A 22,249-nucleotide genomic window follows, 5' to 3' on the forward strand; every position below is an offset into this window, starting at 1 on the left:
TCCTTGTGAATAAGATTTGTTTGTAAAGTTCTCAATGTATTCCTAATTGGAATACACCAACAACACATTCAAGTGTGCTTGGTAGAAACTTGTTTAACGAGTTTCAAAATTGAGTCCGGCAAAATCGAAATGTCTCTCGCTCATTCAAATAATGAGAGACAACTAAACCTTGGTTGTTTGCCATACGTAAAGACCCCTTCGGGTTGTATGGTTAAGTGACTAAGCGTACACGGTGGATGCCTTGGCAGTCAGAGGCGATGAAGGACGTACTAACTTGCGATAAGCCCAGATGAGACAGTAAGAGTCATTTGAGTCTGGGATTTCCGAATGGGGAAACCCACATGCACAAGCATGTATCATTAACTGAATACATAGGTTAATGAAGCGAACCGGGGGAACTGAAACATCTAAGTACCCCGAGGAAAAGAAATCAATTGAGATTCCGAAAGTAGCGGCGAGCGAAATTGGATTAGCCCTTAAGCTTTATATGCGTCAGGTGAAGGTTCTGGAAAGGACCGCGAAACAGGGTGATAGCCCCGTAACCGGCAGCGTATGTTCAGTGAAATCGAGTAGGGCGGGACACGTGTTATCCTGTCTGAACATGGGGGGACCATCCTCCAAGGCTAAATACTCCTGACTGACCGATAGTGAACCAGTACCGTGAGGGAAAGGCGAAAAGAACCCCTGTGAGGGGAGTGAAATAGAACCTGAAACCGTGTACGTACAAGCAGTAGGAGCACCTTCGTGGTGTGACTGCGTACCTTTTGTATAATGGGTCAGCGACTTATATTCAGTGGCAAGGTTAACCAATTAGGGGAGCCGTAGGGAAACCGAGTCTTAACTGGGCGTTCAGTCTCTGGATATAGACCCGAAACCGGGTGATCTAGCCATGGGCAGGTTGAAGATTGAGTAACATCAATTGGAGGACCGAACCGACTAATGTTGAAAAATTAGCGGATGACTTGTGGCTAGGGGTGAAAGGCCAATCAAACTCGGAGATAGCTGGTTCTCCCCGAAAGCTATTTAGGTAGCGCCTCGGACGAATACTACTGGGGGTAGAGCACTGTTAAGGCTAGGGGGTCATCCCGACTTACCAACCCTTTGCAAACTCCGAATACCAGTAAGTACTATCCGGGAGACACACGGCGGGTGCTAACGTCCGTCGTGGAGAGGGAAACAACCCAGACCGCCAGCTAAGGTCCCAAATTACAGCTAAGTGGGAAACGATGTGGGAAGGCTCAGACAGCTAGGATGTTGGCTTAGAAGCAGCCATCATTTAAAGAAAGCGTAATAGCTCACTAGTCGAGTCGGCCTGCGCGGAAGATGTAACGGGGCTAAGCTGTAAACCGAAGCTGCGGCAATGCGATTTATCGTATTGGGTAGGGGAGCGTTCTGTAAGCCGTTGAAGGTGAACTGTAAGGTTTGCTGGAGGTATCAGAAGTGCGAATGCTGACATGAGTAACGATAAAGGGGGTGAAAAACCTCCTCGCCGGAAGACCAAGGGTTCCTGTCCAACGTTAATCGGGGCAGGGTAAGTCGACCCCTAAGGCGAGGCCGAAAGGCGTAGTCGATGGGAAACGGGTTAATATTCCCGTACTTCTTACAATTGCGATGGGGGGACGGAGAAGGCTAGGTGGGCCTGGCGACGGTTGTCCAGGTTCAAGTGCGTAGGCTTGAGAGTTAGGTAAATCCGGCTCTCTTTAAGGCTGAGACACGACGTCGAGTCACTACGGTGATGAAGTCATTGATGCCATGCTTCCAGGAAAAGCCTCTAAGCTTCAGATTGTAAGGAATCGTACCCCAAACCGACACAGGTGGTCGGGTAGAGAATACCAAGGCGCTTGAGAGAACTCGGGTGAAGGAACTAGGCAAAATGGTACCGTAACTTCGGGAGAAGGTACGCTCTTGACGGTGAAGTCCCTTGCGGATGGAGCTATTGAGAGTCGCAGATACCAGGTGGCTGCAACTGTTTATTAAAAACACAGCACTGTGCAAAATCGTAAGATGACGTATACGGTGTGACGCCTGCCCGGTGCCGGAAGGTTAATTGATGGGGTTAGACTTCGGTCGAAGCTCTTGATCGAAGCCCCGGTAAACGGCGGCCGTAACTATAACGGTCCTAAGGTAGCGAAATTCCTTGTCGGGTAAGTTCCGACCTGCACGAATGGCGTAATGATGGCCACGCTGTCTCCACCCGAGACTCAGTGAAATTGAAATCGCTGTGAAGATGCAGTGTACCCGCGGCTAGACGGAAAGACCCCGTGAACCTTTACTACAGCTTGGCACTGAACATTGAACCTACATGTGTAGGATAGGTGGGAGGCTTTGAAGACGTGACGCCAGTTGCGTTGGAGCCGTCCTTGAAATACCACCCTTGTATGTTTGATGTTCTAACTCTGGACCGTTATCCGGTTCGAGGACAGTGCCTGGTGGGTAGTTTGACTGGGGCGGTCTCCTCCCAAAGAGTAACGGAGGAGCACGAAGGTGGGCTAATCACGGTTGGACATCGTGAGGTTAGTGCAATGGCATAAGCCCGCTTGACTGCGAGAATGACAATTCGAGCAGGTGCGAAAGCAGGTCATAGTGATCCGGTGGTTCTGAATGGAAGGGCCATCGCTCAACGGATAAAAGGTACTCCGGGGATAACAGGCTGATACCGCCCAAGAGTTCATATCGACGGCGGTGTTTGGCACCTCGATGTCGGCTCATCACATCCTGGGGCTGAAGTCGGTCCCAAGGGTATGGCTGTTCGCCATTTAAAGTGGTACGCGAGCTGGGTTTAGAACGTCGTGAGACAGTTCGGTCCCTATCTGCCGTGGGCGTTGGAAGATTGAAGGGGGCTGCTCCTAGTACGAGAGGACCGGAGTGGACGAACCTCTGGTGTTCGGGTTGTATCGCCAGACGCATTGCCCGGTAGCTAAGTTCGGAATCGATAACCGCTGAAAGCATCTAAGCGGGAAGCGAGCCCTGAGATGAGTCTTCCCTGATACTTTAAGTATCCTAAAGGGTTGTTCGAGACTAGAACGTTGATAGGCAGGGTGTGTAAGCGTTGTGAGGCGTTGAGCTAACCTGTACTAATTGCCCGTGAGGCTTAACCATACAACACCCAAGGGGTTTTGATTGGACTCAATGCAAGTACATTGAATGTGTGTGAGAACTTAAACAGCTTTCCAATCTTTTGTCTTCACTTTTTAAAAAAGTGAAAATAAAAGGTAATTGCCGCTAATGCGGTAGTTAAAAAGAATTTGCTTGGCGACCATAGCGTTTTGGACCCACCTGACTCCATTCCGAACTCAGAAGTGAAACGAAACAGCGTCGATGGTAGTGTGGGGCTTCCCCATGTGAGAGTAGAACATCGCCAGGCTCTTATTCTTGTCTTCAGATTTTAGAAAATCTGAAAGCAAAAAGGCGCACTTGTCTACTAAGCAGACAAGTCACCATAAAGCTTTTAAAAAACTTAAAGTTTTATGTTGACTTTCACGGTGCACAGCGTAATATACGCGTCCTGCCTAAGTGCCAAGGCACTGAAAGCAAAGCTCTTTAACAATATAAACCTATCAATCTGTGTGGGCACTCGTTGATGATAATCGAAGATGATTCTAAAGAATCAACTTAGGTATCAATGAACTGAGTGACCAATCGATACTTCGGTATCGGCACAGTCAATTCATTATCGTTCTGTTGGAACGATAATAGCTTTGAATTACTAAGGTAATTTGAAGTCAGTATTCATTGAGCCGAACAAAATCTTAAATTGAAGAGTTTGATCATGGCTCAGATTGAACGCTGGCGGCAGGCCTAACACATGCAAGTCGAGCGGCAGCGACTTAACTGAACCTTCGGGGAACGTTAAGGGCGGCGAGCGGCGGACGGGTGAGTAATGCCTGGGAAATTGCCCTGATGTGGGGGATAACCATTGGAAACGATGGCTAATACCGCATAATAGCTTCGGCTCAAAGAGGGGGACCTTCGGGCCTCTCGCGTCAGGATATGCCCAGGTGGGATTAGCTAGTTGGTGAGGTAAGGGCTCACCAAGGCGACGATCCCTAGCTGGTCTGAGAGGATGATCAGCCACACTGGAACTGAGACACGGTCCAGACTCCTACGGGAGGCAGCAGTGGGGAATATTGCACAATGGGCGCAAGCCTGATGCAGCCATGCCGCGTGTATGAAGAAGGCCTTCGGGTTGTAAAGTACTTTCAGCAGTGAGGAAGGCGGGTGTGTTAATAGCGCATTCGTTTGACGTTAGCTGCAGAAGAAGCACCGGCTAACTCCGTGCCAGCAGCCGCGGTAATACGGAGGGTGCGAGCGTTAATCGGAATTACTGGGCGTAAAGCGCATGCAGGTGGTTTGTTAAGTCAGATGTGAAAGCCCGGGGCTCAACCTCGGAATTGCATTTGAAACTGGCAGGCTAGAGTACTGTAGAGGGGGGTAGAATTTCAGGTGTAGCGGTGAAATGCGTAGAGATCTGAAGGAATACCGGTGGCGAAGGCGGCCCCCTGGACAGATACTGACACTCAGATGCGAAAGCGTGGGGAGCAAACAGGATTAGATACCCTGGTAGTCCACGCCGTCAACGATGTCTACTTGGAGGTTGTGGCCTTGAGCCGTGGCTTTCGGAGCTAACGCGTTAAGTAGACCGCCTGGGGAGTACGGTCGCAAGATTAAAACTCAAATGAATTGACGGGGGCCCGCACAAGCGGTGGAGCATGTGGTTTAATTCGATGCAACGCGAAGAACCTTACCTACTCTTGACATCCAGAGAATTTAGCAGAGATGCTTTAGTGCCTTCGGGAACTCTGAGACAGGTGCTGCATGGCTGTCGTCAGCTCGTGTTGTGAAATGTTGGGTTAAGTCCCGCAACGAGCGCAACCCTTATCCTTGTTTGCCAGCGAGTAATGTCGGGAACTCCAGGGAGACTGCCGGTGATAAACCGGAGGAAGGTGGGGACGACGTCAAGTCATCATGGCCCTTACGAGTAGGGCTACACACGTGCTACAATGGCGCATACAGAGGGCGGCCAACTTGCGAAAGTGAGCGAATCCCAAAAAGTGCGTCGTAGTCCGGATTGGAGTCTGCAACTCGACTCCATGAAGTCGGAATCGCTAGTAATCGTGGATCAGAATGCCACGGTGAATACGTTCCCGGGCCTTGTACACACCGCCCGTCACACCATGGGAGTGGGCTGCAAAAGAAGCAGGTAGTTTAACCTTCGGGAGGACGCTTGCCACTTTGTGGTTCATGACTGGGGTGAAGTCGTAACAAGGTAGCGCTAGGGGAACCTGGCGCTGGATCACCTCCTTATACGAATGATTATTGCGATGAGTGTTCACACAGATTGATGGTTTATAACGTTTAAGAGACGATACTGGGTCTGTAGCTCAGGTGGTTAGAGCGTTCGCCTGATAAGCGAGAGGTCGGTGGTTCGAGTCCACTCAGACCCACCAATCTTCCTCCCAGGAGATTGGCACACAGTATCAACACCTGATGGGGCTATAGCTCAGCTGGGAGAGCGCCTGCCTTGCACGCAGGAGGTCAGCAGTTCGATCCTGCTTAGCTCCACCATCTTTAAGCGCATTTGCGATTTCTTTGTTATGAAGAAAAGTGTTCTTAAAAATGGTTTTCATTAGAAAATCTTGCTCTTTAACAATTTGGAAAGCTGACAAAATAATCTTTTAGATTATTTGTAAAGTTCTCAATGTATTCCTTAGCGGAATACACCAACAACACATTCAAGTGTGCTTGGTAGAAACTTGTTTTCAAGTTTCAAAATTGAGTCCGGCAAAATCAAGTCTGCATCATGTTTAAATAATTGCAGACAAACTTGGTGACTTGTTCATCAACTCGAAACTCCTTCGGGTTGTATGGTTAAGTGACTAAGCGTACACGGTGGATGCCTTGGCAGTCAGAGGCGATGAAGGACGTACTAACTTGCGATAAGCCCAGATGAGACAGTAAGAGTCATTTGAGTCTGGGATTTCCGAATGGGGAAACCCACATGCATAAGCATGTATCATTAACTGAATACATAGGTTAATGAAGCGAACCGGGGGAACTGAAACATCTAAGTACCCCGAGGAAAAGAAATCAATTGAGATTCCGAAAGTAGCGGCGAGCGAAATTGGATTAGCCCTTAAGCTTTATATGCGTCAGGTGAAGGTTCTGGAAAGGACCGCGAAACAGGGTGATAGCCCCGTAACCGGCAGCGTATGTTCAGTGAAATCGAGTAGGGCGGGACACGTGTTATCCTGTCTGAATATGGGGGGACCATCCTCCAAGGCTAAATACTCCTGACTGACCGATAGTGAACCAGTACCGTGAGGGAAAGGCGAAAAGAACCCCTGTGAGGGGAGTGAAATAGAACCTGAAACCGTGTACGTACAAGCAGTAGGAGCACCTTCGTGGTGTGACTGCGTACCTTTTGTATAATGGGTCAGCGACTTATATTCAGTGGCAAGGTTAACCAATTAGGGGAGCCGTAGGGAAACCGAGTCTTAACTGGGCGTTCAGTCTCTGGATATAGACCCGAAACCGGGTGATCTAGCCATGGGCAGGTTGAAGATTGAGTAACATCAATTGGAGGACCGAACCGACTAATGTTGAAAAATTAGCGGATGACTTGTGGCTAGGGGTGAAAGGCCAATCAAACTCGGAGATAGCTGGTTCTCCCCGAAAGCTATTTAGGTAGCGCCTCGGACGAATACTACTGGGGGTAGAGCACTGTTAAGGCTAGGGGGTCATCCCGACTTACCAACCCTTTGCAAACTCCGAATACCAGTAAGTACTATCCGGGAGACACACGGCGGGTGCTAACGTCCGTCGTGGAGAGGGAAACAACCCAGACCGCCAGCTAAGGTCCCAAATTACAGCTAAGTGGGAAACGATGTGGGAAGGCTCAGACAGCTAGGATGTTGGCTTAGAAGCAGCCATCATTTAAAGAAAGCGTAATAGCTCACTAGTCGAGTCGGCCTGCGCGGAAGATGTAACGGGGCTAAGCTGTAAACCGAAGCTGCGGCAATGCGATTTATCGCATTGGGTAGGGGAGCGTTCTGTAAGCCGTTGAAGGTGAACTGTAAGGTTTGCTGGAGGTATCAGAAGTGCGAATGCTGACATGAGTAACGATAAAGGGGGTGAAAAACCTCCTCGCCGGAAGACCAAGGGTTCCTGTCCAACGTTAATCGGGGCAGGGTAAGTCGACCCCTAAGGCGAGGCCGAAAGGCGTAGTCGATGGGAAACGGGTTAATATTCCCGTACTTCTTACAATTGCGATGGGGGGACGGAGAAGGCTAGGTGGGCCTGGCGACGGTTGTCCAGGTTCAAGTGCGTAGGCTTGAGAGTTAGGTAAATCCGGCTCTCTTTAAGGCTGAGACACGACGTCGAGTCACTACGGTGATGAAGTCATTGATGCCATGCTTCCAGGAAAAGCCTCTAAGCTTCAGATTGTAAGGAATCGTACCCCAAACCGACACAGGTGGTCGGGTAGAGAATACCAAGGCGCTTGAGAGAACTCGGGTGAAGGAACTAGGCAAAATGGTACCGTAACTTCGGGAGAAGGTACGCTCTTGACGGTGAAGTCCCTTGCGGATGGAGCTATTGAGAGTCGCAGATACCAGGTGGCTGCAACTGTTTATTAAAAACACAGCACTGTGCAAAATCGTAAGATGACGTATACGGTGTGACGCCTGCCCGGTGCCGGAAGGTTAATTGATGGGGTTAGACTTCGGTCGAAGCTCTTGATCGAAGCCCCGGTAAACGGCGGCCGTAACTATAACGGTCCTAAGGTAGCGAAATTCCTTGTCGGGTAAGTTCCGACCTGCACGAATGGCGTAATGATGGCCACGCTGTCTCCACCCGAGACTCAGTGAAATTGAAATCGCTGTGAAGATGCAGTGTACCCGCGGCTAGACGGAAAGACCCCGTGAACCTTTACTACAGCTTGGCACTGAACATTGAACCTACATGTGTAGGATAGGTGGGAGGCTTTGAAGACGTGACGCCAGTTGCGTTGGAGCCGTCCTTGAAATACCACCCTTGTATGTTTGATGTTCTAACTCTGGACCGTTATCCGGTTCGAGGACAGTGCCTGGTGGGTAGTTTGACTGGGGCGGTCTCCTCCCAAAGAGTAACGGAGGAGCACGAAGGTGGGCTAATCACGGTTGGACATCGTGAGGTTAGTGCAATGGCATAAGCCCGCTTGACTGCGAGAATGACAATTCGAGCAGGTGCGAAAGCAGGTCATAGTGATCCGGTGGTTCTGAATGGAAGGGCCATCGCTCAACGGATAAAAGGTACTCCGGGGATAACAGGCTGATACCGCCCAAGAGTTCATATCGACGGCGGTGTTTGGCACCTCGATGTCGGCTCATCACATCCTGGGGCTGAAGTCGGTCCCAAGGGTATGGCTGTTCGCCATTTAAAGTGGTACGCGAGCTGGGTTTAGAACGTCGTGAGACAGTTCGGTCCCTATCTGCCGTGGGCGTTGGAAGATTGAAGGGGGCTGCTCCTAGTACGAGAGGACCGGAGTGGACGAACCTCTGGTGTTCGGGTTGTGTCGCCAGACGCATTGCCCGGTAGCTAAGTTCGGAATCGATAACCGCTGAAAGCATCTAAGCGGGAAGCGAGCCCTGAGATGAGTCTTCCCTGATACTTTAAGTATCCTAAAGGGTTGTTCGAGACTAGAACGTTGATAGGCAGGGTGTGTAAGCGTTGTGAGGCGTTGAGCTAACCTGTACTAATTGCCCGTGAGGCTTAACCATACAACACCCAAGGGGTTTTGATGGACTCAATGCAAGTACATGAATGTGTGAGAACTTAAACAGCTTTCCAATCTTTTGTTTTCACTTTTTAAAAAAGTGAAAATAAAAGGTAATTATCGCTTAAGGCGGTAGTTAAAAAGAATTTGCTTGGCGACCATAGCGTTTTGGACCCACCTGATTCCATTCCGAACTCAGAAGTGAAACGAAACAGCGTCGATGGTAGTGTGGGGCTTCCCCATGTGAGAGTAGAACATCGCCAGGCTTTAATTTCTTGCTTCAGATGGCTCCTTTTTAAGGAATAGCCTGAAAGCAAAAACGAGAAAAGACTTGATAGTCTGACCAATGCGGAGCGGTAGTTCAGTTGGTTAGAATACCGGCCTGTCACGCCGGGGGTCGCGGGTTCGAGTCCCGTCCGCTCCGCCACTTATTTACAGAAACCCAGTCTTACGACTGGGTTTTTTGTTTTCTGGGGTAGGCAGTTTTTCGCCCTTCGGCCGAACGAGTCCCGGACGTGCGCGTCTCCGATGGGTCGCCAGCCCGGCCGTCCGCCATTTATACCAATCGCACTAATACCAATCGCACTAATACCAATCGCACTAATTTTATGATCTAATATCAGCTTCAATAGGAGCTGATATGACGACCCCTGACTTCCCAAAACTTATTCGTGAAACATCCGATGCTAGGATGCGTACGAGACTTCTTGCTATATCTCATTTCGTGGATGGAAAAAGCCGCACTCAGATCGCCAAATATTTAAAAGCCAGCCGTACCAGTATCAATAACTGGGTCGCGGCTTATTTAAAGAATGGTGTTGAAGGCTTGGTAGAAAAGCAGCATACAGGCCGTCCTCCACGACTGACTGAAGACCAGCTATCTCAGTTAAAGCTGTACATCACTTCCAATGCGATTAAGCCTGAAGGTGGCAGACTACAGGGGACAGATATTATTGAATTCATCCATGAAGAATTTGGCCTATCGTACAGCTTATCAGGCATCTATAAGATATTGAGAAAGCTTGATTTAGTTTGGATAACAACGCGTTCAAAGCACCCAAAGCAATCTGTAGAAGCACAAGAAGCTTTTAAAAAAATTCCCAATAGAAACGATCCTTAAGATCCCAGGACATGTTGCTTTAAAAGATGTTCAAATCTGGTTTCAAGATGAAGCCAGATTTGGCCAGCGCAACACAACAACCCGAATATGGGCAGAAAAAGGGACTCGTCCCAGAGCGGTACAACAACAGCAATTTGAGTATGCGTACCTATTTGGAGCGGTGTGCGTTAATACCGGAGAAACTGAAGCTATTGTTGTTCCGATGAGCAACATGGAAGCAATGAAAGAGCAACTCAGGCTCATTTCTCAATCCACACCCGCAGACAAACATGCTGTCGTCATCATGGATCAAGCCAGTTGGCATCAAAGTTATCTTGCTGATTCATTCAAGAACCTGACTGTCATTCATATACCGCCCTATTCACCGGAACTCAACCCAATAGAGCAGGTATGGAGTTGGTTGCGTCAGAACGAAATAGCCAATAGGTGTTTTGAATGTTACGACGATATTGTCGACAAGCTGTGTAGTGCTTGGAATCGTTTTTGTGCAGACAAAAGCAGAGTCATTTCGCTCTGCTTTAGAGATTGGACTATATTGACCAGTTAATTAGTGTGATTGGTATAATTTTATGATCTAATATCAGCTTCAATAGGAGCTGATATGACGACCCCTGACTTCCCAAAACTTATTCGTGAAACATCCGATGCTAGGATGCGTACGAGACTTCTTGCGATATCTCATTTCGTGGATGGAAAAAGCCGCACTCAGATCGCCAAATATTTAAAAGCCAGCCGTACCAGTATCAATAACTGGGTCGCGGCTTATTTAAAGAATGGTGTTGAAGGCTTGGTAGAAAAGCAGCATACAGGCCGTCCTCCACGACTGACTGAAGACCAGCTATCTCAGTTAAAGCTGTACATCACTTCCAATGCGATTAAGCCTGAAGGTGGCAGACTACAGGGGACAGATATTATTGAATTCATCCATGAAGAATTTGGCCTATCGTACAGCTTATCAGGCATCTATAAGATATTGAGAAAACTTGATTTAGTTTGGATAACAACGCGTTCAAAGCACCCAAAGCAATCTGCAGAAGCGCAAGAAGCTTTTAAAAAAATTCCCAATAGAAACGATCCTTAAGATCCCAGGACATGTTGCTTTAAAAGATGTTCAAATCTGGTTTCAAGATGAAGCCAGATTTGGCCAGCGCAACACAACAACCCGAATATGGGCAGAAAAAGGGACTCGTCCCAGAGCGGTACAACAACAGCAATTTGAGTATGCGTACCTATTTGGAGCGGTGTGCGTTAATACCGGAGAAACTGAAGCTATTGTTGTTCCGATGAGCAACATGGAAGCAATGAAAGAGCAACTCAGGCTCATTTCTCAATCCACACCCGCAGACAAACATGCTGTCGTCATCATGGATCAAGCCAGTTGGCATCAAAGTTATCTTGCTGATTCATTCAAGAAACCTGACTGTCATTCATATACCGCCCTATTCACCGGAACTCAACCCAATAGAGCAGGTATGGAGTTGGTTGCGTCAGAACGAAATAGCCAATAGGTGTTTTGAATGTTACGACGATATTGTCGACAAGCTGTGTAGTGCTTGGAATCGCTTTTGTGCAGACAAAAGCAGAGTCATTTCGCTCTGCTTTAGAGATTGGACTATATTGACCAGTTAATTAGTGTGATTGGTATTATTCACAGAAACCCAGTCTTACGACTGGTTTTTTGTTTTCTGTGGTAGGCAGTTTTTCGCCCGTCGGTCGAACGAGTCCCGGCCGTACGCGTCTCCGATAGAGATCGAGCCCGGTCATCCGCACTTATTGGAAACCCTAGACTAGGCGTCCCCGCAGTAATGCTGGATTTTTTCGTTTAGGCTGAACCAAATTCATCGCACTATGATGATGAGTCCTGCAGGGAGACATGCCAGTCGTATGCAATGCTGGCCGCTATTCCAACCCCCTCCATCCATCTCCTAAAGGAGAGACTTCACTCCAGGTAATTACGGCATATATTGTTATCTGAGTCGTTACAGCTCCAGAGCATTGGCACTTAGGTTAATTGAACGACGGATAGAGTCCACAGAGCGGATAATGAACTAGGTGTTCACCTGGGAAGAAGATGGTATTTAGGCTCTATGACCTTGGTCCCTGTTTATGAGAGAGCAGAGGCCACAGTTGTGTTTATGTCGGGTAGATAGTCGTGTCGTTGTTGTTACCTACGGAGTTACGATGCAAGAACCTAGACTCTTTAGGGCTTGATAACACCTACAAAAAAGCCCCGCGATAATCTGCGGGGCTCTCATATGCACTTGTTGAACCGCTGGGTTTAAGACTGTTGGTCTTTAACCAGACTTTCTTGTGTAGCGCTTTGCTGCTCCATCGCTTTCTCTTCCTTCTTGGCTTTTTCAATCATTGGGGTAATGGTTGAGCCCTGGATTAGGATTGAGAACACCACGACCGCGTAGGTCATAACCAGAATCAGCTCTTTTACATCAATCAGTTTATCAGGAATGATCATCACGCCAGACGGGATGGACAGAGCCATTGCCAGCGCCAGGCCACCACGCAGGCCACCCCAGGTAAGGATTTTAATCGACCACGGGTTGTAGCTGCGGTAGCGTTTGAAACCAATGTATGAAGTAAACACGCTCAGGTAACGGGCAGCCAGTACCAGAGGTACCGAAAATGCCATCAGAATCCAGTCTTCTTCGTGGAATTCAAACAGCAGCATTGACATACCGATCAGCAGGAACAGTACGCCGTTAAGGAATTCATCGACCAGCTCCCAGAAGTGATCCAGGTGTTCTTCACTCTCTTTGGAGAAACCGATAAAGCGGGTCCAGTTACCGATCATAATGCCGGATACCACCATCGCCAGCGGGCCGGATACATGGATCACATCCGCGAACGCGTAACCTGCGGTTGGTACACCAATGGTCAGCAGCAGCTCCATGGAGTGGTCATCAGTGGCACTAATCAGATAATGGAACAGCAGGCCAAGCAGGAAACCGTAGACGATACCGCCAATCGCTTCCTGAACAAACAGGCCAGTCACGCTCATTACCGTAGGGGTTTCAGTGCCGAAGGCGATGGTAAAGATGGTGACAAAGATAACCAGTCCGAAACCGTCGTTGAACAGGGATTCACCTTCGATTTGAGTAGAGATACGCTTAGGCGCGTTGAGTTTTTTAACAATGGCCAGAACGGCAATAGGGTCGGTCGGAGAAATGAGTGCGCCAAACAGTAAACAATAAACTAAATCAAACTGGATCCCGATAAGTTGGCAGAAGCCGTAAAGAACGAAACCGATAAAAAAGGTGGAGAATAAAGTCGCCCCGAGAGCTAAGACGGTGATTTCCCATTTTTGGTCTTTTAGGTTGGGAAGCTTGATACCCAGGCCACCGGCGAAAAGAAGGAAACCAAGAATACCTTTAAGGAGGAAGTTTTCGAAGTTGATACTAGTGACGGTTTCGGTGGCGATTTGTGTCAGATGGAACCAATTATTCTGACCAGCAATTAAGATAAGTAATGAGAGGAGCATGGAACCTGCTGTTATGGCAATGGTGGTTTGCATCTTCCCTATTTTACTGTTTAAAAAGGCGATCATCATCGCCGCGGCAGATAGAAAGCACAGAGTGTAATAGACCGACATTTTTTTCTCATTGTGTAACAAAATATGAGCGAAATTGTCGTTGGATGTTGAGCAAATAGCAAACGTTTTTTTAGTGCTGCATGAACCATTGATAATAGGAATAATAAGTGCCAATTTGGTATTTTAGACGTCTAGATTTCTAATCAATGTGTGATAGGATGTCAAAAAGCATAAGGAATGAGGCTGTACTGTGGGAAGTAATGTGAGACACCAAATCGAAACGCAACTGAATAAGCGTATCTTACTCATTGACGGTGGTATGGGTACGATGATTCAGGGCTACAAACTTGAAGAGCAGGATTATCGCGGCGAGCGCTTTGCTGACTGGCATTGCGATCTCAAAGGCAACAATGACTTATTGGTACTGACGCAGCCTCAGCTGATTAAAGAAATTCACTCTGCTTATCTGGAAGCCGGCGCGGATATTCTGGAAACCAACACATTTAACGCCACTACGATTGCGATGGCCGATTACGACATGCAATCGCTGAGTGAAGAGATTAACTTCGCGGCGGCAAAGTTAGCCCGTGCCGCCGCCGATGAATGGACCGCTAAGACACCGGATAAGCCACGTTTTGTCGCCGGTGTGCTCGGTCCGACCAACCGGACCTGTTCCATCTCTCCGGATGTGAATGATCCTGGCTATCGCAACGTTACTTTTGATCAGTTGGTTACGGCTTATTCAGAGTCGACCCGCGCACTGATTAACGGTGGTAGTGACCTGATTCTTATCGAAACCATATTTGACACTCTGAATGCCAAAGCATGTGCTTTCGCGGTGGCGTCGGTATTTGAAGAAATGGGGATTGAGCTGCCGGTGATGATCTCCGGTACCATTACCGATGCTTCCGGCCGGACGCTGTCTGGCCAGACAACAGAAGCATTCTATAATGCGCTGCGTCACGTTCGTCCGATTTCATTTGGCTTGAACTGTGCGTTGGGCCCGGATGAGCTGCGTCAGTACGTCGAAGAGCTGTCACGTATTTCTGAGTGTTATGTCTCTGCCCACCCGAATGCCGGTCTGCCAAACGCATTTGGTGAATACGATCTGTCACCGGAAGATATGGCTGAGCACATCTCTGAATGGGCCCAGACCGGTTTCCTTAACCTGGTCGGGGGCTGTTGTGGTACCACACCCGAACATATTGCGGCGATGGCGCAAGCTGTTGAGGGCGTGACGCCCCGCGCGCTGCCAGAGCTGAATGTGGAATGTCGCCTGTCAGGCCTTGAGCCGCTCAACATTGCTAAAGAGACACTGTTTGTGAACGTCGGTGAGCGGACCAACGTTACCGGCTCAGCCCGTTTTAAACGCCTGATCAAAGAAGAGCTGTACGATGAAGCGCTGGATGTTGCGCGTGAGCAGGTGGAAAACGGTGCCCAAATCATCGATATCAACATGGATGAAGGCATGCTGGATGCAGAAGCCTGTATGGTGCGTTTCCTTAACCTGTGTGCCTCCGAGCCGGAAATTTCTAAGGTTCCGGTCATGGTCGACTCGTCGAAATGGGAGGTTATTGAGGCCGGCCTGAAATGTATTCAGGGCAAAGGTATCGTGAACTCGATTTCCCTTAAAGAGGGTAAAGAGAAATTCGTTCAGCAGGCTAAGCTGGTTCGTCGCTACGGCGCGGCGGTGATCGTTATGGCCTTCGACGAAGTCGGTCAGGCTGACACACGAGAGCGCAAGCTGGAAATCTGTACCCGTGCTTACCATATCCTGGTCGATGAAGTCGGTTTCCCGCCGGAAGATGTGATTTTTGACCCGAACATCTTTGCGGTCGCGACCGGTATCGATGAACACAATAACTACGCCCTCGACTTTATCAATGCCGTGGCTGACATCAAACGCGATCTGCCGCACGCGATGATCTCCGGTGGTGTCTCTAACGTGTCGTTTCTCGTTCCGTGGTAACAACTATGTACGTGAAGCGATCCACGCCGTGTTCCTGTATCACTGTTTCAAAAACGGTATGGACATGGGCATAGTGAATGCCGGACAGCTTGAGATTTACGATAACGTGCCGGACAAACTGCGTGAAGCGGTGGAAGACGTGGTGCTCAACCGTCGTGACGATGGTACCGAGCGTTTGCTGGAAATCGCCGAACAGTACCGCGAAAATGCGGTCGGCAAGCAGGAAGATGCGTCTGCACAAGAGTGGCGTACCTGGCCGGTCGCCAAGCGCCTTGAGCACGCGTTGGTGAAAGGTATCACTGAATTTATCGTTGAAGATACTGAAGAAGCTCGCGTCAATGCCAGCAAACCACTGGAAGTGATTGAAGGTCCGCTGATGGACGGCATGAACGTGGTCGGCGATCTGTTTGGTGAAGGTAAGATGTTCCTGCCGCAGGTGGTAAAATCGGCGCGGGTAATGAAACAGGCGGTGGCGCACCTTGAGCCGTTCATCAATGCTGAAAAACAATCCGGTTCTTCCAACGGTAAGATTCTGCTCGCCACGGTAAAAGGCGATGTGCATGACATCGGTAAGAATATCGTTGGCGTGGTGCTGCAGTGTAATAACTACGAAATCATCGACCTTGGCGTGATGGTACCGTGTGAGACCATCCTCAAAGTCGCCAAAGAAGAGAAGGTGGATATTATCGGCCTGTCCGGTCTGATTACTCCGTCACTGGATGAGATGGTGCACGTTGCCAAAGAGATGGAGCGCCAGGGCTTTGATCTGCCGCTGCTGATCGGTGGTGCAACCACCTCGAAAGCGCACACTGCGGTGAAGATTGAGCAGAACTATCATCAGCCGGTGGTGTACGTGAACAACGCGTCCCGCGCGGTAGGTGTGTGTTCGGCGCTGCTGTCGGAAACGCAGAAGCCGGCCTTTATCGAAAAGCTGAACCTGGATTACGAGCGTACTCGTGATCAGCACGCGCGTAAGACGCCGAAAAGCCGTCCGGTCACGCTGGAAGAAGCACGCGCCAATAAAGCGCCGATCGACTGGGACAGCTACACGCCGCCGGTTCCGGCTAAACCGGGTGTGCATGTCTTTGAAGATTTTGATATTGCTACGCTGCGTCAGTACATCGACTGGACTCCGTTCTTTATGACCTGGTCTCTGATGGGCAAATACCCGGCGATTCTCGAGCACGACGAGGTGGGGGAAGAAGCCAAGCGTCTGTTTAAAGATGCCAACGATCTGCTCGATCGGGTTGAACGCGAAGACCTGCTCAAAGCGAGTGGTATGTGTGCCTTGTTTCCCGGCAGCCAGCATTGGTGATGATATTGAAGTCTATACCGATGAGTCGCGCAGCGAGGTGGCTCATGTGCTGTATAACCTGCGTCAGCAGACCCTGAAACCGAAAGGTGCTAACTACTGTCTGGCCGATTACATTGCGCCGAAAGAGAGTGGTAAGCAGGACTGGATTGGTGCGTTTGCGGTGACCGGTGGTATCGGTGAGCGTGAGCTGGCGGATCAGTACAAGGCGCAGGGCGACGATTATAACGCGATCATGATTCAGGCTGTGGCCGATCGTCTGGCGGAAGCCTTTGCGGAATGCCTGCACGAGAAAGTACGTAAGGAGATCTGGGGTTATGCGGCCGATGAAAACCTGTCTAACGACGAGCTGATTCGTGAGAAATACCAGGGCATTCGTCCGGCACCGGGTTATCCGGCCTGTCCTGAGCACACCGAGAAAGGGACGCTGTGGGAAATGCTGAATGTAGAGCAGACGATTGGTATGTCGCTGACCACCAGTTATGCGATGTGGCCGGGCGCTTCAGTATCTGGCTGGTACTTCTCTCATCCGGACTCGCGTTACTTTGCTATCGCGCAGATTCAGGATGATCAGGTTCAGAGTTACGCTGAGCGTAAGGGCTGGGATAGTCTGGAAGCTGAAAAATGGCTCGGCCCGAATATTAACGGCTGATAAACAGCGATTCCCGGACGGGACAAGCAGCTAACAAAAAGGTCACCCTCGGGTGACCTTTTTAATGCCTGAAACTCTTGGGAGAGCATTAACCCTCGAACAGCTCCTGGTGCAGAGTCTGGATGACGTTCTTCGCTACCGGTGAGTCAACCAGGAAGCACAGGTTGTGATCGCTCGCGCCGTAACAGATCATACGCAGGTTGAAGTCACCCAGGGTGCTGAATACTTGCTTAGCGTAACCTTTGGTTTCCATCTGGTTACCGATCAGAGCAACCAGACACAGGTTGTGTTCGACTTCTACCGTACACAGTTGTTCCAGCTCTTCACGAGCGGCCTGATGCAGTTCCGGTGCACCGCCTGAAGTATCGGTTTTATCCAGAGTCAGGGAAACACTGATTTCTGACGTGGTGATCAGGTCAACCGAGATCTTGTATTTCGCCAGCACTTCAAACACTTTCGCCAGGAAGCCGTAAGCATGGAACATCTTGTCGCTGCGCAGGGTCACCATGGTTTGGTTGCAACGCAGTGCCAGAGCACGGAACTGTGGTGATTCTTCCACTTGCTGACGAATCCAGGTCCCGCCTTTTTCCGGCTCTTTCGATGAACCGACGAACACAGGAATACCGTGACGAATCGCCGGCACCAGAGTCGAAGGGTGGAGAATTTTGGCACCGAAGTTGGCCATCTCGGACGCTTCGCTGAAGGTGATTTCCGGAATCGGTGATGCTTTAGGTGCGATACGCGGGTCAGTGGTGTAAATGCCCGGTACGTCGGTCCAGATCTCAAGGCCGGATGCCTGAACCGCTTCGGCGATCAGCGCCGCTGAGTAGTCACTGCCGCCACGGCCAAGGGTGGTGGTATTGCCTTGCTCATCGGAACCGATGAAGCCTTGCGTGACGACAACCTGCTTCTCACACAGAGGAACCAGTTTTTCCTGCGCCAGGCGTTTCACTTCTTCAACTTGTGCTTCCGCTTTACCGTAGTTGTCGTCGGTACGCAGCACTTCACGGATATCAAAACGCACCGCGTCAACTCCGCGTTCACGCATCAGCTGAGCCAGGATATGAGTCGACATCAGTTCACCGCATGCCACCAGATGGTCGGTCAGTTTTTTGCTCGACTGGAACGATGCCGCTTCTGCTGCGCTCGCGACGCTGTCGAGAATAGCGTGTACTTCTTTCTCAACCTTAACCGGCTCCGCCAGTTGGTCGATAATTGCGTTGTGAATGTCCGCCAGCTCTTTGACCACGGCCAGGCGACGCTCCGCGTCCTGAACACCGTTCGCCAGTTCAACCAGCAGGTTTGTCACGCCCGAGCATGCACTGCTCACCACAAGTTTGGTTTGTGGATTCTTCTCGATAATGGCAGAGCAACGGCTCATGGCTTCAAAATTTGCAACGCTTGTTCCGCCAAACTTGGCGACATTGAATGCTCTCACGGCATTTCTCCCAGAATTCCAGAAATAAAAATGGTTGGTATTCCAACATCCGATGTTTGAAGAGAGTGTTCTTTAGAGCAAAAAAGAGGTGAGACTATGAAAAGATGACCTCAGAAGCTCTTCATCAGCTCGGGGCCGATGACAGTTGAAGGGATTCAGCCCAGTCAACCGACAAATCAAAACCACAATTAAGATTTGTCTCGGCACTACTCCCCCTGAATATTTTGTTTTGGAGTTGAGGCTCCACAAAATATCTGCCTGGGCAGTGCTCCTCTTCTGCTAAATAGCTCACACATTGAACGGGTTTATGCCGTTAATGTCAATTGTAAATTCTGCATCCGGGCAAAATAATTATTCACTGCGGATGTGACAGGTTCGACCTCCCGACTTATGGCCAATTGTGATAGGGAATAATTTGCATTAGTCTTGATATTTCATCCCCCAACGCATGGAGCCAACATGACTATTCGCAGTTTTATTCCACCCCATCGTATCCTGATGGGCCCCGGACCTTCTGATATCTCGCCTCAGGTACTGCAGGCGCTGAGTCGTCCGACCGTCGGTCACCTTGACCCGCTGTTTATCACCATGATGGACGAACTCAAACAACTGCTTAAATATGCGTTTCAGACCGAGAACGAATTTACCATTGCCGTCTCTGCGCCGGGTAGTGCCGGTATGGAAGCCTGCTTCGTCAACCTGGTCGAGCCGGGCGATAAAGTGATTGTGTGCCGCAATGGTGTGTTTGGTGAGCGGATGCGTGAAAACGTGCAGCGCTGCGGTGGTGAAGTGGTACTGGTTGATGATGAATGGGGGACGCCAGTCTCGGTGGATAAAGTCGCCGCCGCTATCGAACAGAATCCGGATGCGAAAATTGTCGCGTTTGTGCATGCCGAAACTTCGACCGGTGCCTGCAGTGATGCCAAAGCGATCGGCCAGCTTGCCAAGCAACACGGTATGCTGACTATTGTTGATGCCGTCACCTCATTGGGTGGTGTACCGCTGCTGGTGGATGAATGGCAGCTGGATGCGGTCTATTCCGGCAGTCAGAAATGTCTGTCGTGCGTACCGGGTCTCTCGCCGCTGACCTTTTCTCCGCTGGCGATTGAAAAAATTCAGACCCGCACGGCACCGATTCAGAGCTGGTTCCTGGATCAAAGCCTGGTGTTGGGTTACTGGAGCGGGCAGGGTAAGCGCAGCTACCACCACACGGCTCCGGTCAACAGCCTGTACGCGTTACATGAATCTCTGCTGATACTGAAAAATGAAGGGCTGGAGAATGCCTGGGCGCGACACAGCAAAATGCACCAGAAATTAAAAGCAGGCTTAGAGCAGCTCGGGCTGAGTTTTGTGGTCGATGAAGCGAGTCGTCTGCCGCAGCTGAATGCGGTCTATATTCCTGAGGGCGTTGATGATGCCGCGGTACGCAGCTATCTGCTGCAAGAGTACAATCTGGAAATTGGTGCAGGCCTGGGTGCACTGGCGGGTAAAGCATGGCGTATCGGCGTGATGGGCTATGGCGCCCGCTCTGAGAATATCGCCTTGTGCCTGAAAGCACTCGAAGAAGCTCTGCAACGCTAGTTGGCGTCAGTGTGGCGACAATGAAAAAGGTGGCTTAAGCCACCTTTTTTGATCCAGGTCTTATCCGCTGTGCGCATCCGACGAGGTTGTGCTCCCTGAGGATGCGCCTTGACTGAGCGGAGCGGCCGCGGATGGTATCGCCGGAGTCTGATACTGGATGTGGCTGAAATCATGGCCCGGGAACAGGAAGCTGGCTTCGGCGCGGATCTGTTCAGCACGGCTGTTATCTCCCAGTCCCTGATAGGCCAGGATCAGATTACTGTAAAACGCCGGGCGAGGCTTATGCCTGATAATGTCCAGTGACCAGTCGATGTAAGGCTGGATATACTCCGACTTATGTTGTGCCAGACCTATATTGAGGTAAGTGCTGTACACATCCCAGTCGAAGCGGTCACGCCACACCACAGGGTTGGTGACTTTATCCAGCAGGGCCGGATTACGTGGCTTGGAGTGCTCAAACTGCATCAGAACGTAGTTAGTGTGCAGCGCACTGAGCATGTAAAACCCGGTCAGTAACGGCAGGATCAGGCTCAGTACGCGCAGCACCGAACGGCTGATCTTACTAAAACGCACCACATGGAATTTGGCGACACGCAGATCGATCCAGAACAGCAGAATCACGAAGGTGATCCAGTGAATCGCGGAGTGATAAAACGGATACTCGAGCTGAGTGTGCAGCAGGATCGGCAGTAACAGGGCAAACATCGCCATCCGGGTGCCTTGTTTGGCGGAGCGGATGCGCAGCAGGAAAAAAGCCGCGGCAATAGCCATACCCAGAACCGGCAGCAGGCCACCTTCGACCCCCCAGTACAGGATTTCGTTGTGCGGATGGTCCATTGCCGGAAGACCGGCCGGGTATTGCTCATTGAGCTGGTGCTGGCGTGCGGTGTAGAGAATGTAACTGGACTCAAAATCGCCGTAGCCGTAACCGGTAAACGGCTTTTCGATCAGCATGTCCAGGGTTTGCGGGAAGGTGTAGCGGCGCGGGCTGTCCAGGTCCGCTTTATCCGCAACCTGACTATCGCCGCCCTGAGAGTACATAGCGCCGATACCAATCAGTATGCCGCCCAGCGTTGCCAGCAGCCAGTTGATAAAGCGCTGGCGTGGTGAGAAACGGTACAGGTAGCGCAGAATAAGTGCCACACCCAGAATGGCCGACAGCCAGCCGGTGCGTGAGGCAAGAACGATCAGCAGCGGCACTGTCATCAACGGGGTGAGATAAAGCAGGCTCACTTCACTGAGGTGTTTGTTGTATTTCTTCGGCTGGCGGGCGAGCAGGTACCCCGACAGCACTAAGCCGGTGGCGAGAAAGCTCGCCATGACGTTAGGCTGCTGGAAAATGCCATACGGACGATTATCGACTGCATTGTAGCCAAACGGATTGCCTGGCTGCAGCACAAAGTATTGTACCAGGCCGAAGGCGGCCTCAATCAAACAGCCGAAGATGATGAACCACAGCAGACGCTGTTTGTGTTTATTACTGAAGTAGAACTGCTGCAGCACAATAAACAGCAGCAAACCGGCCCATAATCCGGTCATGCGGCTGATGGCTCCTGACCAGTAGGCATTGGTGTATAACATCGGCAGCGACATAATCACGCTGCAGATCAGCAGGACAATACTCAGCTTGGAGTAACGCAGCTTACGATAGGAGGCCAGCTGATAAAGGCCAATGGCCAGTGCCACGCTCAGGGTCAGCCAGGTCGCCGGATTAAAAGCCAGCGCCAGCCCGGAGCCGCCGGGATTGGGCATGAAAAAATGCATGGCGATCAGATAAACAGCGCCCAGCACCATGAGAAAAGGTTTATTCAACGGAGCACGAGGGGCCTGCGGTTCGAGCTGAGTGCCACTGAGTAACAAGGTTGCCATAACGTCTCACTA

The 22,249-nt window shown here is 50.3% G+C and carries 5 protein-coding genes, 3 tRNA genes, 5 rRNA genes, 2 pseudogenes and 1 riboswitch; of the genes and pseudogenes, 12 read left to right on the forward strand and 3 right to left on the reverse strand.

Annotation, left to right across the window (positions count from 1 at the left end):
• Positions 1 to 209: 209 nt before the first annotated feature.
• From ABDK09_08875 to ABDK09_08920, 10 genes and pseudogenes are all read left to right on the forward strand, one after another.
• Positions 210 to 3,099, forward strand: a 23S ribosomal RNA gene (locus ABDK09_08875).
• A gap of 149 nt (positions 3,100 to 3,248) precedes the next feature.
• Positions 3,249 to 3,364 (forward strand): 5S ribosomal RNA (gene rrf / locus ABDK09_08880).
• Positions 3,365 to 3,751: 387 nt separating this feature from the next.
• Positions 3,752 to 5,304: ribosomal RNA gene (locus ABDK09_08885) — 16S ribosomal RNA — on the forward strand.
• Positions 5,305 to 5,370: 66 nt separating this feature from the next.
• Positions 5,371 to 5,447 (forward strand) — tRNA-Ile (locus tag ABDK09_08890).
• A gap of 42 nt (positions 5,448 to 5,489) precedes the next feature.
• Positions 5,490 to 5,565: transfer RNA gene (locus ABDK09_08895), tRNA-Ala, on the forward strand.
• A 301-nt stretch (positions 5,566 to 5,866) separates the two neighbouring features.
• Positions 5,867 to 8,756: ribosomal RNA gene (locus ABDK09_08900) — 23S ribosomal RNA — on the forward strand.
• Between the two features lie 146 nt (positions 8,757 to 8,902).
• Positions 8,903 to 9,018, forward strand: a 5S ribosomal RNA gene (rrf, locus tag ABDK09_08905).
• The 16S, 23S and 5S rRNA genes sit together here with 3 tRNA genes alongside, the layout of an rRNA operon.
• An 84-nt stretch (positions 9,019 to 9,102) precedes the next feature.
• Positions 9,103 to 9,179, forward strand: a tRNA-Asp gene (locus ABDK09_08910).
• A 213-nt stretch (positions 9,180 to 9,392) separates the two neighbouring features.
• Positions 9,393 to 10,419 (forward strand): IS630 family transposase gene (locus ABDK09_08915; GenBank protein ID XAW89747.1). Its coding sequence is split into 2 segments (ribosomal slippage): positions 9,393 to 9,842 and positions 9,844 to 10,419, totalling 1,026 coding nucleotides; the frame shifts between segments, so codons are not numbered across the junction.
• Between the two features lie 54 nt (positions 10,420 to 10,473).
• A pseudogene (locus ABDK09_08920) lies at positions 10,474 to 11,501 on the forward strand (IS630 family transposase).
• Positions 11,502 to 12,150: 649 nt separating this feature from the next.
• On the opposite strand, the gene ABDK09_08925 reads toward ABDK09_08920, so the two are convergent.
• Positions 12,151 to 13,476 carry a sodium:proton antiporter gene (locus tag ABDK09_08925; protein ID XAW89748.1) on the reverse strand — a complete coding sequence of 442 codons (1,326 nt, stop codon included), beginning with the start codon at positions 13,474 to 13,476 and terminating at the stop codon, positions 12,151 to 12,153.
• Positions 13,477 to 13,666: 190 nt separating this feature from the next.
• Here ABDK09_08925 and metH point away from each other — a divergent pair.
• Positions 13,667 to 17,349 (forward strand): annotated as a pseudogene (gene metH, locus ABDK09_08930) (methionine synthase).
• Positions 17,350 to 17,437: 88 nt separating this feature from the next.
• Here metH and lysC read toward each other — a convergent pair.
• Positions 17,438 to 18,787 (reverse strand): lysine-sensitive aspartokinase 3, encoded by a 1,350-nt coding sequence (gene lysC / locus ABDK09_08935; GenBank protein ID XAW89749.1) that lies wholly within the window; start codon positions 18,785 to 18,787, stop codon positions 17,438 to 17,440.
• Between the two features lie 106 nt (positions 18,788 to 18,893).
• Positions 18,894 to 19,071: riboswitch (Lysine riboswitch) on the reverse strand.
• Between the two features lie 175 nt (positions 19,072 to 19,246).
• Between lysC and ABDK09_08940 the strand changes: the two genes are divergently transcribed.
• On the forward strand, positions 19,247 to 20,368 hold the full coding sequence (locus tag ABDK09_08940; protein ID XAW89750.1) for an alanine--glyoxylate aminotransferase family protein: 1,122 nt from the start codon (positions 19,247 to 19,249) through the stop codon (positions 20,366 to 20,368).
• Between the two features lie 60 nt (positions 20,369 to 20,428).
• Here the strand turns inward: ABDK09_08940 and ABDK09_08945 are convergent, their stop codons facing one another.
• Positions 20,429 to 22,237 (reverse strand): PglL family O-oligosaccharyltransferase, encoded by a 1,809-nt coding sequence (locus ABDK09_08945; protein ID XAW89751.1) that lies wholly within the window; start codon positions 22,235 to 22,237, stop codon positions 20,429 to 20,431.
• Positions 22,238 to 22,249: the final 12 nt, after the last annotated feature.

The sequence above is a fragment of the Vibrio sp. CDRSL-10 TSBA genome, from assembly GCA_039696685.1.
Taxonomy (GTDB): Bacteria; Pseudomonadota; Gammaproteobacteria; order Enterobacterales; family Vibrionaceae; genus Vibrio.

Excerpts from the sequence above, each read along its gene's own strand:
- ABDK09_08925 (XAW89748.1), bottom strand. The coding sequence starts at position 13,476 with ATGTCGGTCTATTACACTCTGTGCTTTCTATCTGCCGCGGCGATGATG.
- ABDK09_08940 (XAW89750.1), top strand. The coding sequence starts at position 19,247 with ATGACTATTCGCAGTTTTATTCCACCCCATCGTATCCTGATGGGCCCC.
- ABDK09_08945 (XAW89751.1), bottom strand. The coding sequence starts at position 22,237 with ATGGCAACCTTGTTACTCAGTGGCACTCAGCTCGAACCGCAGGCCCCT.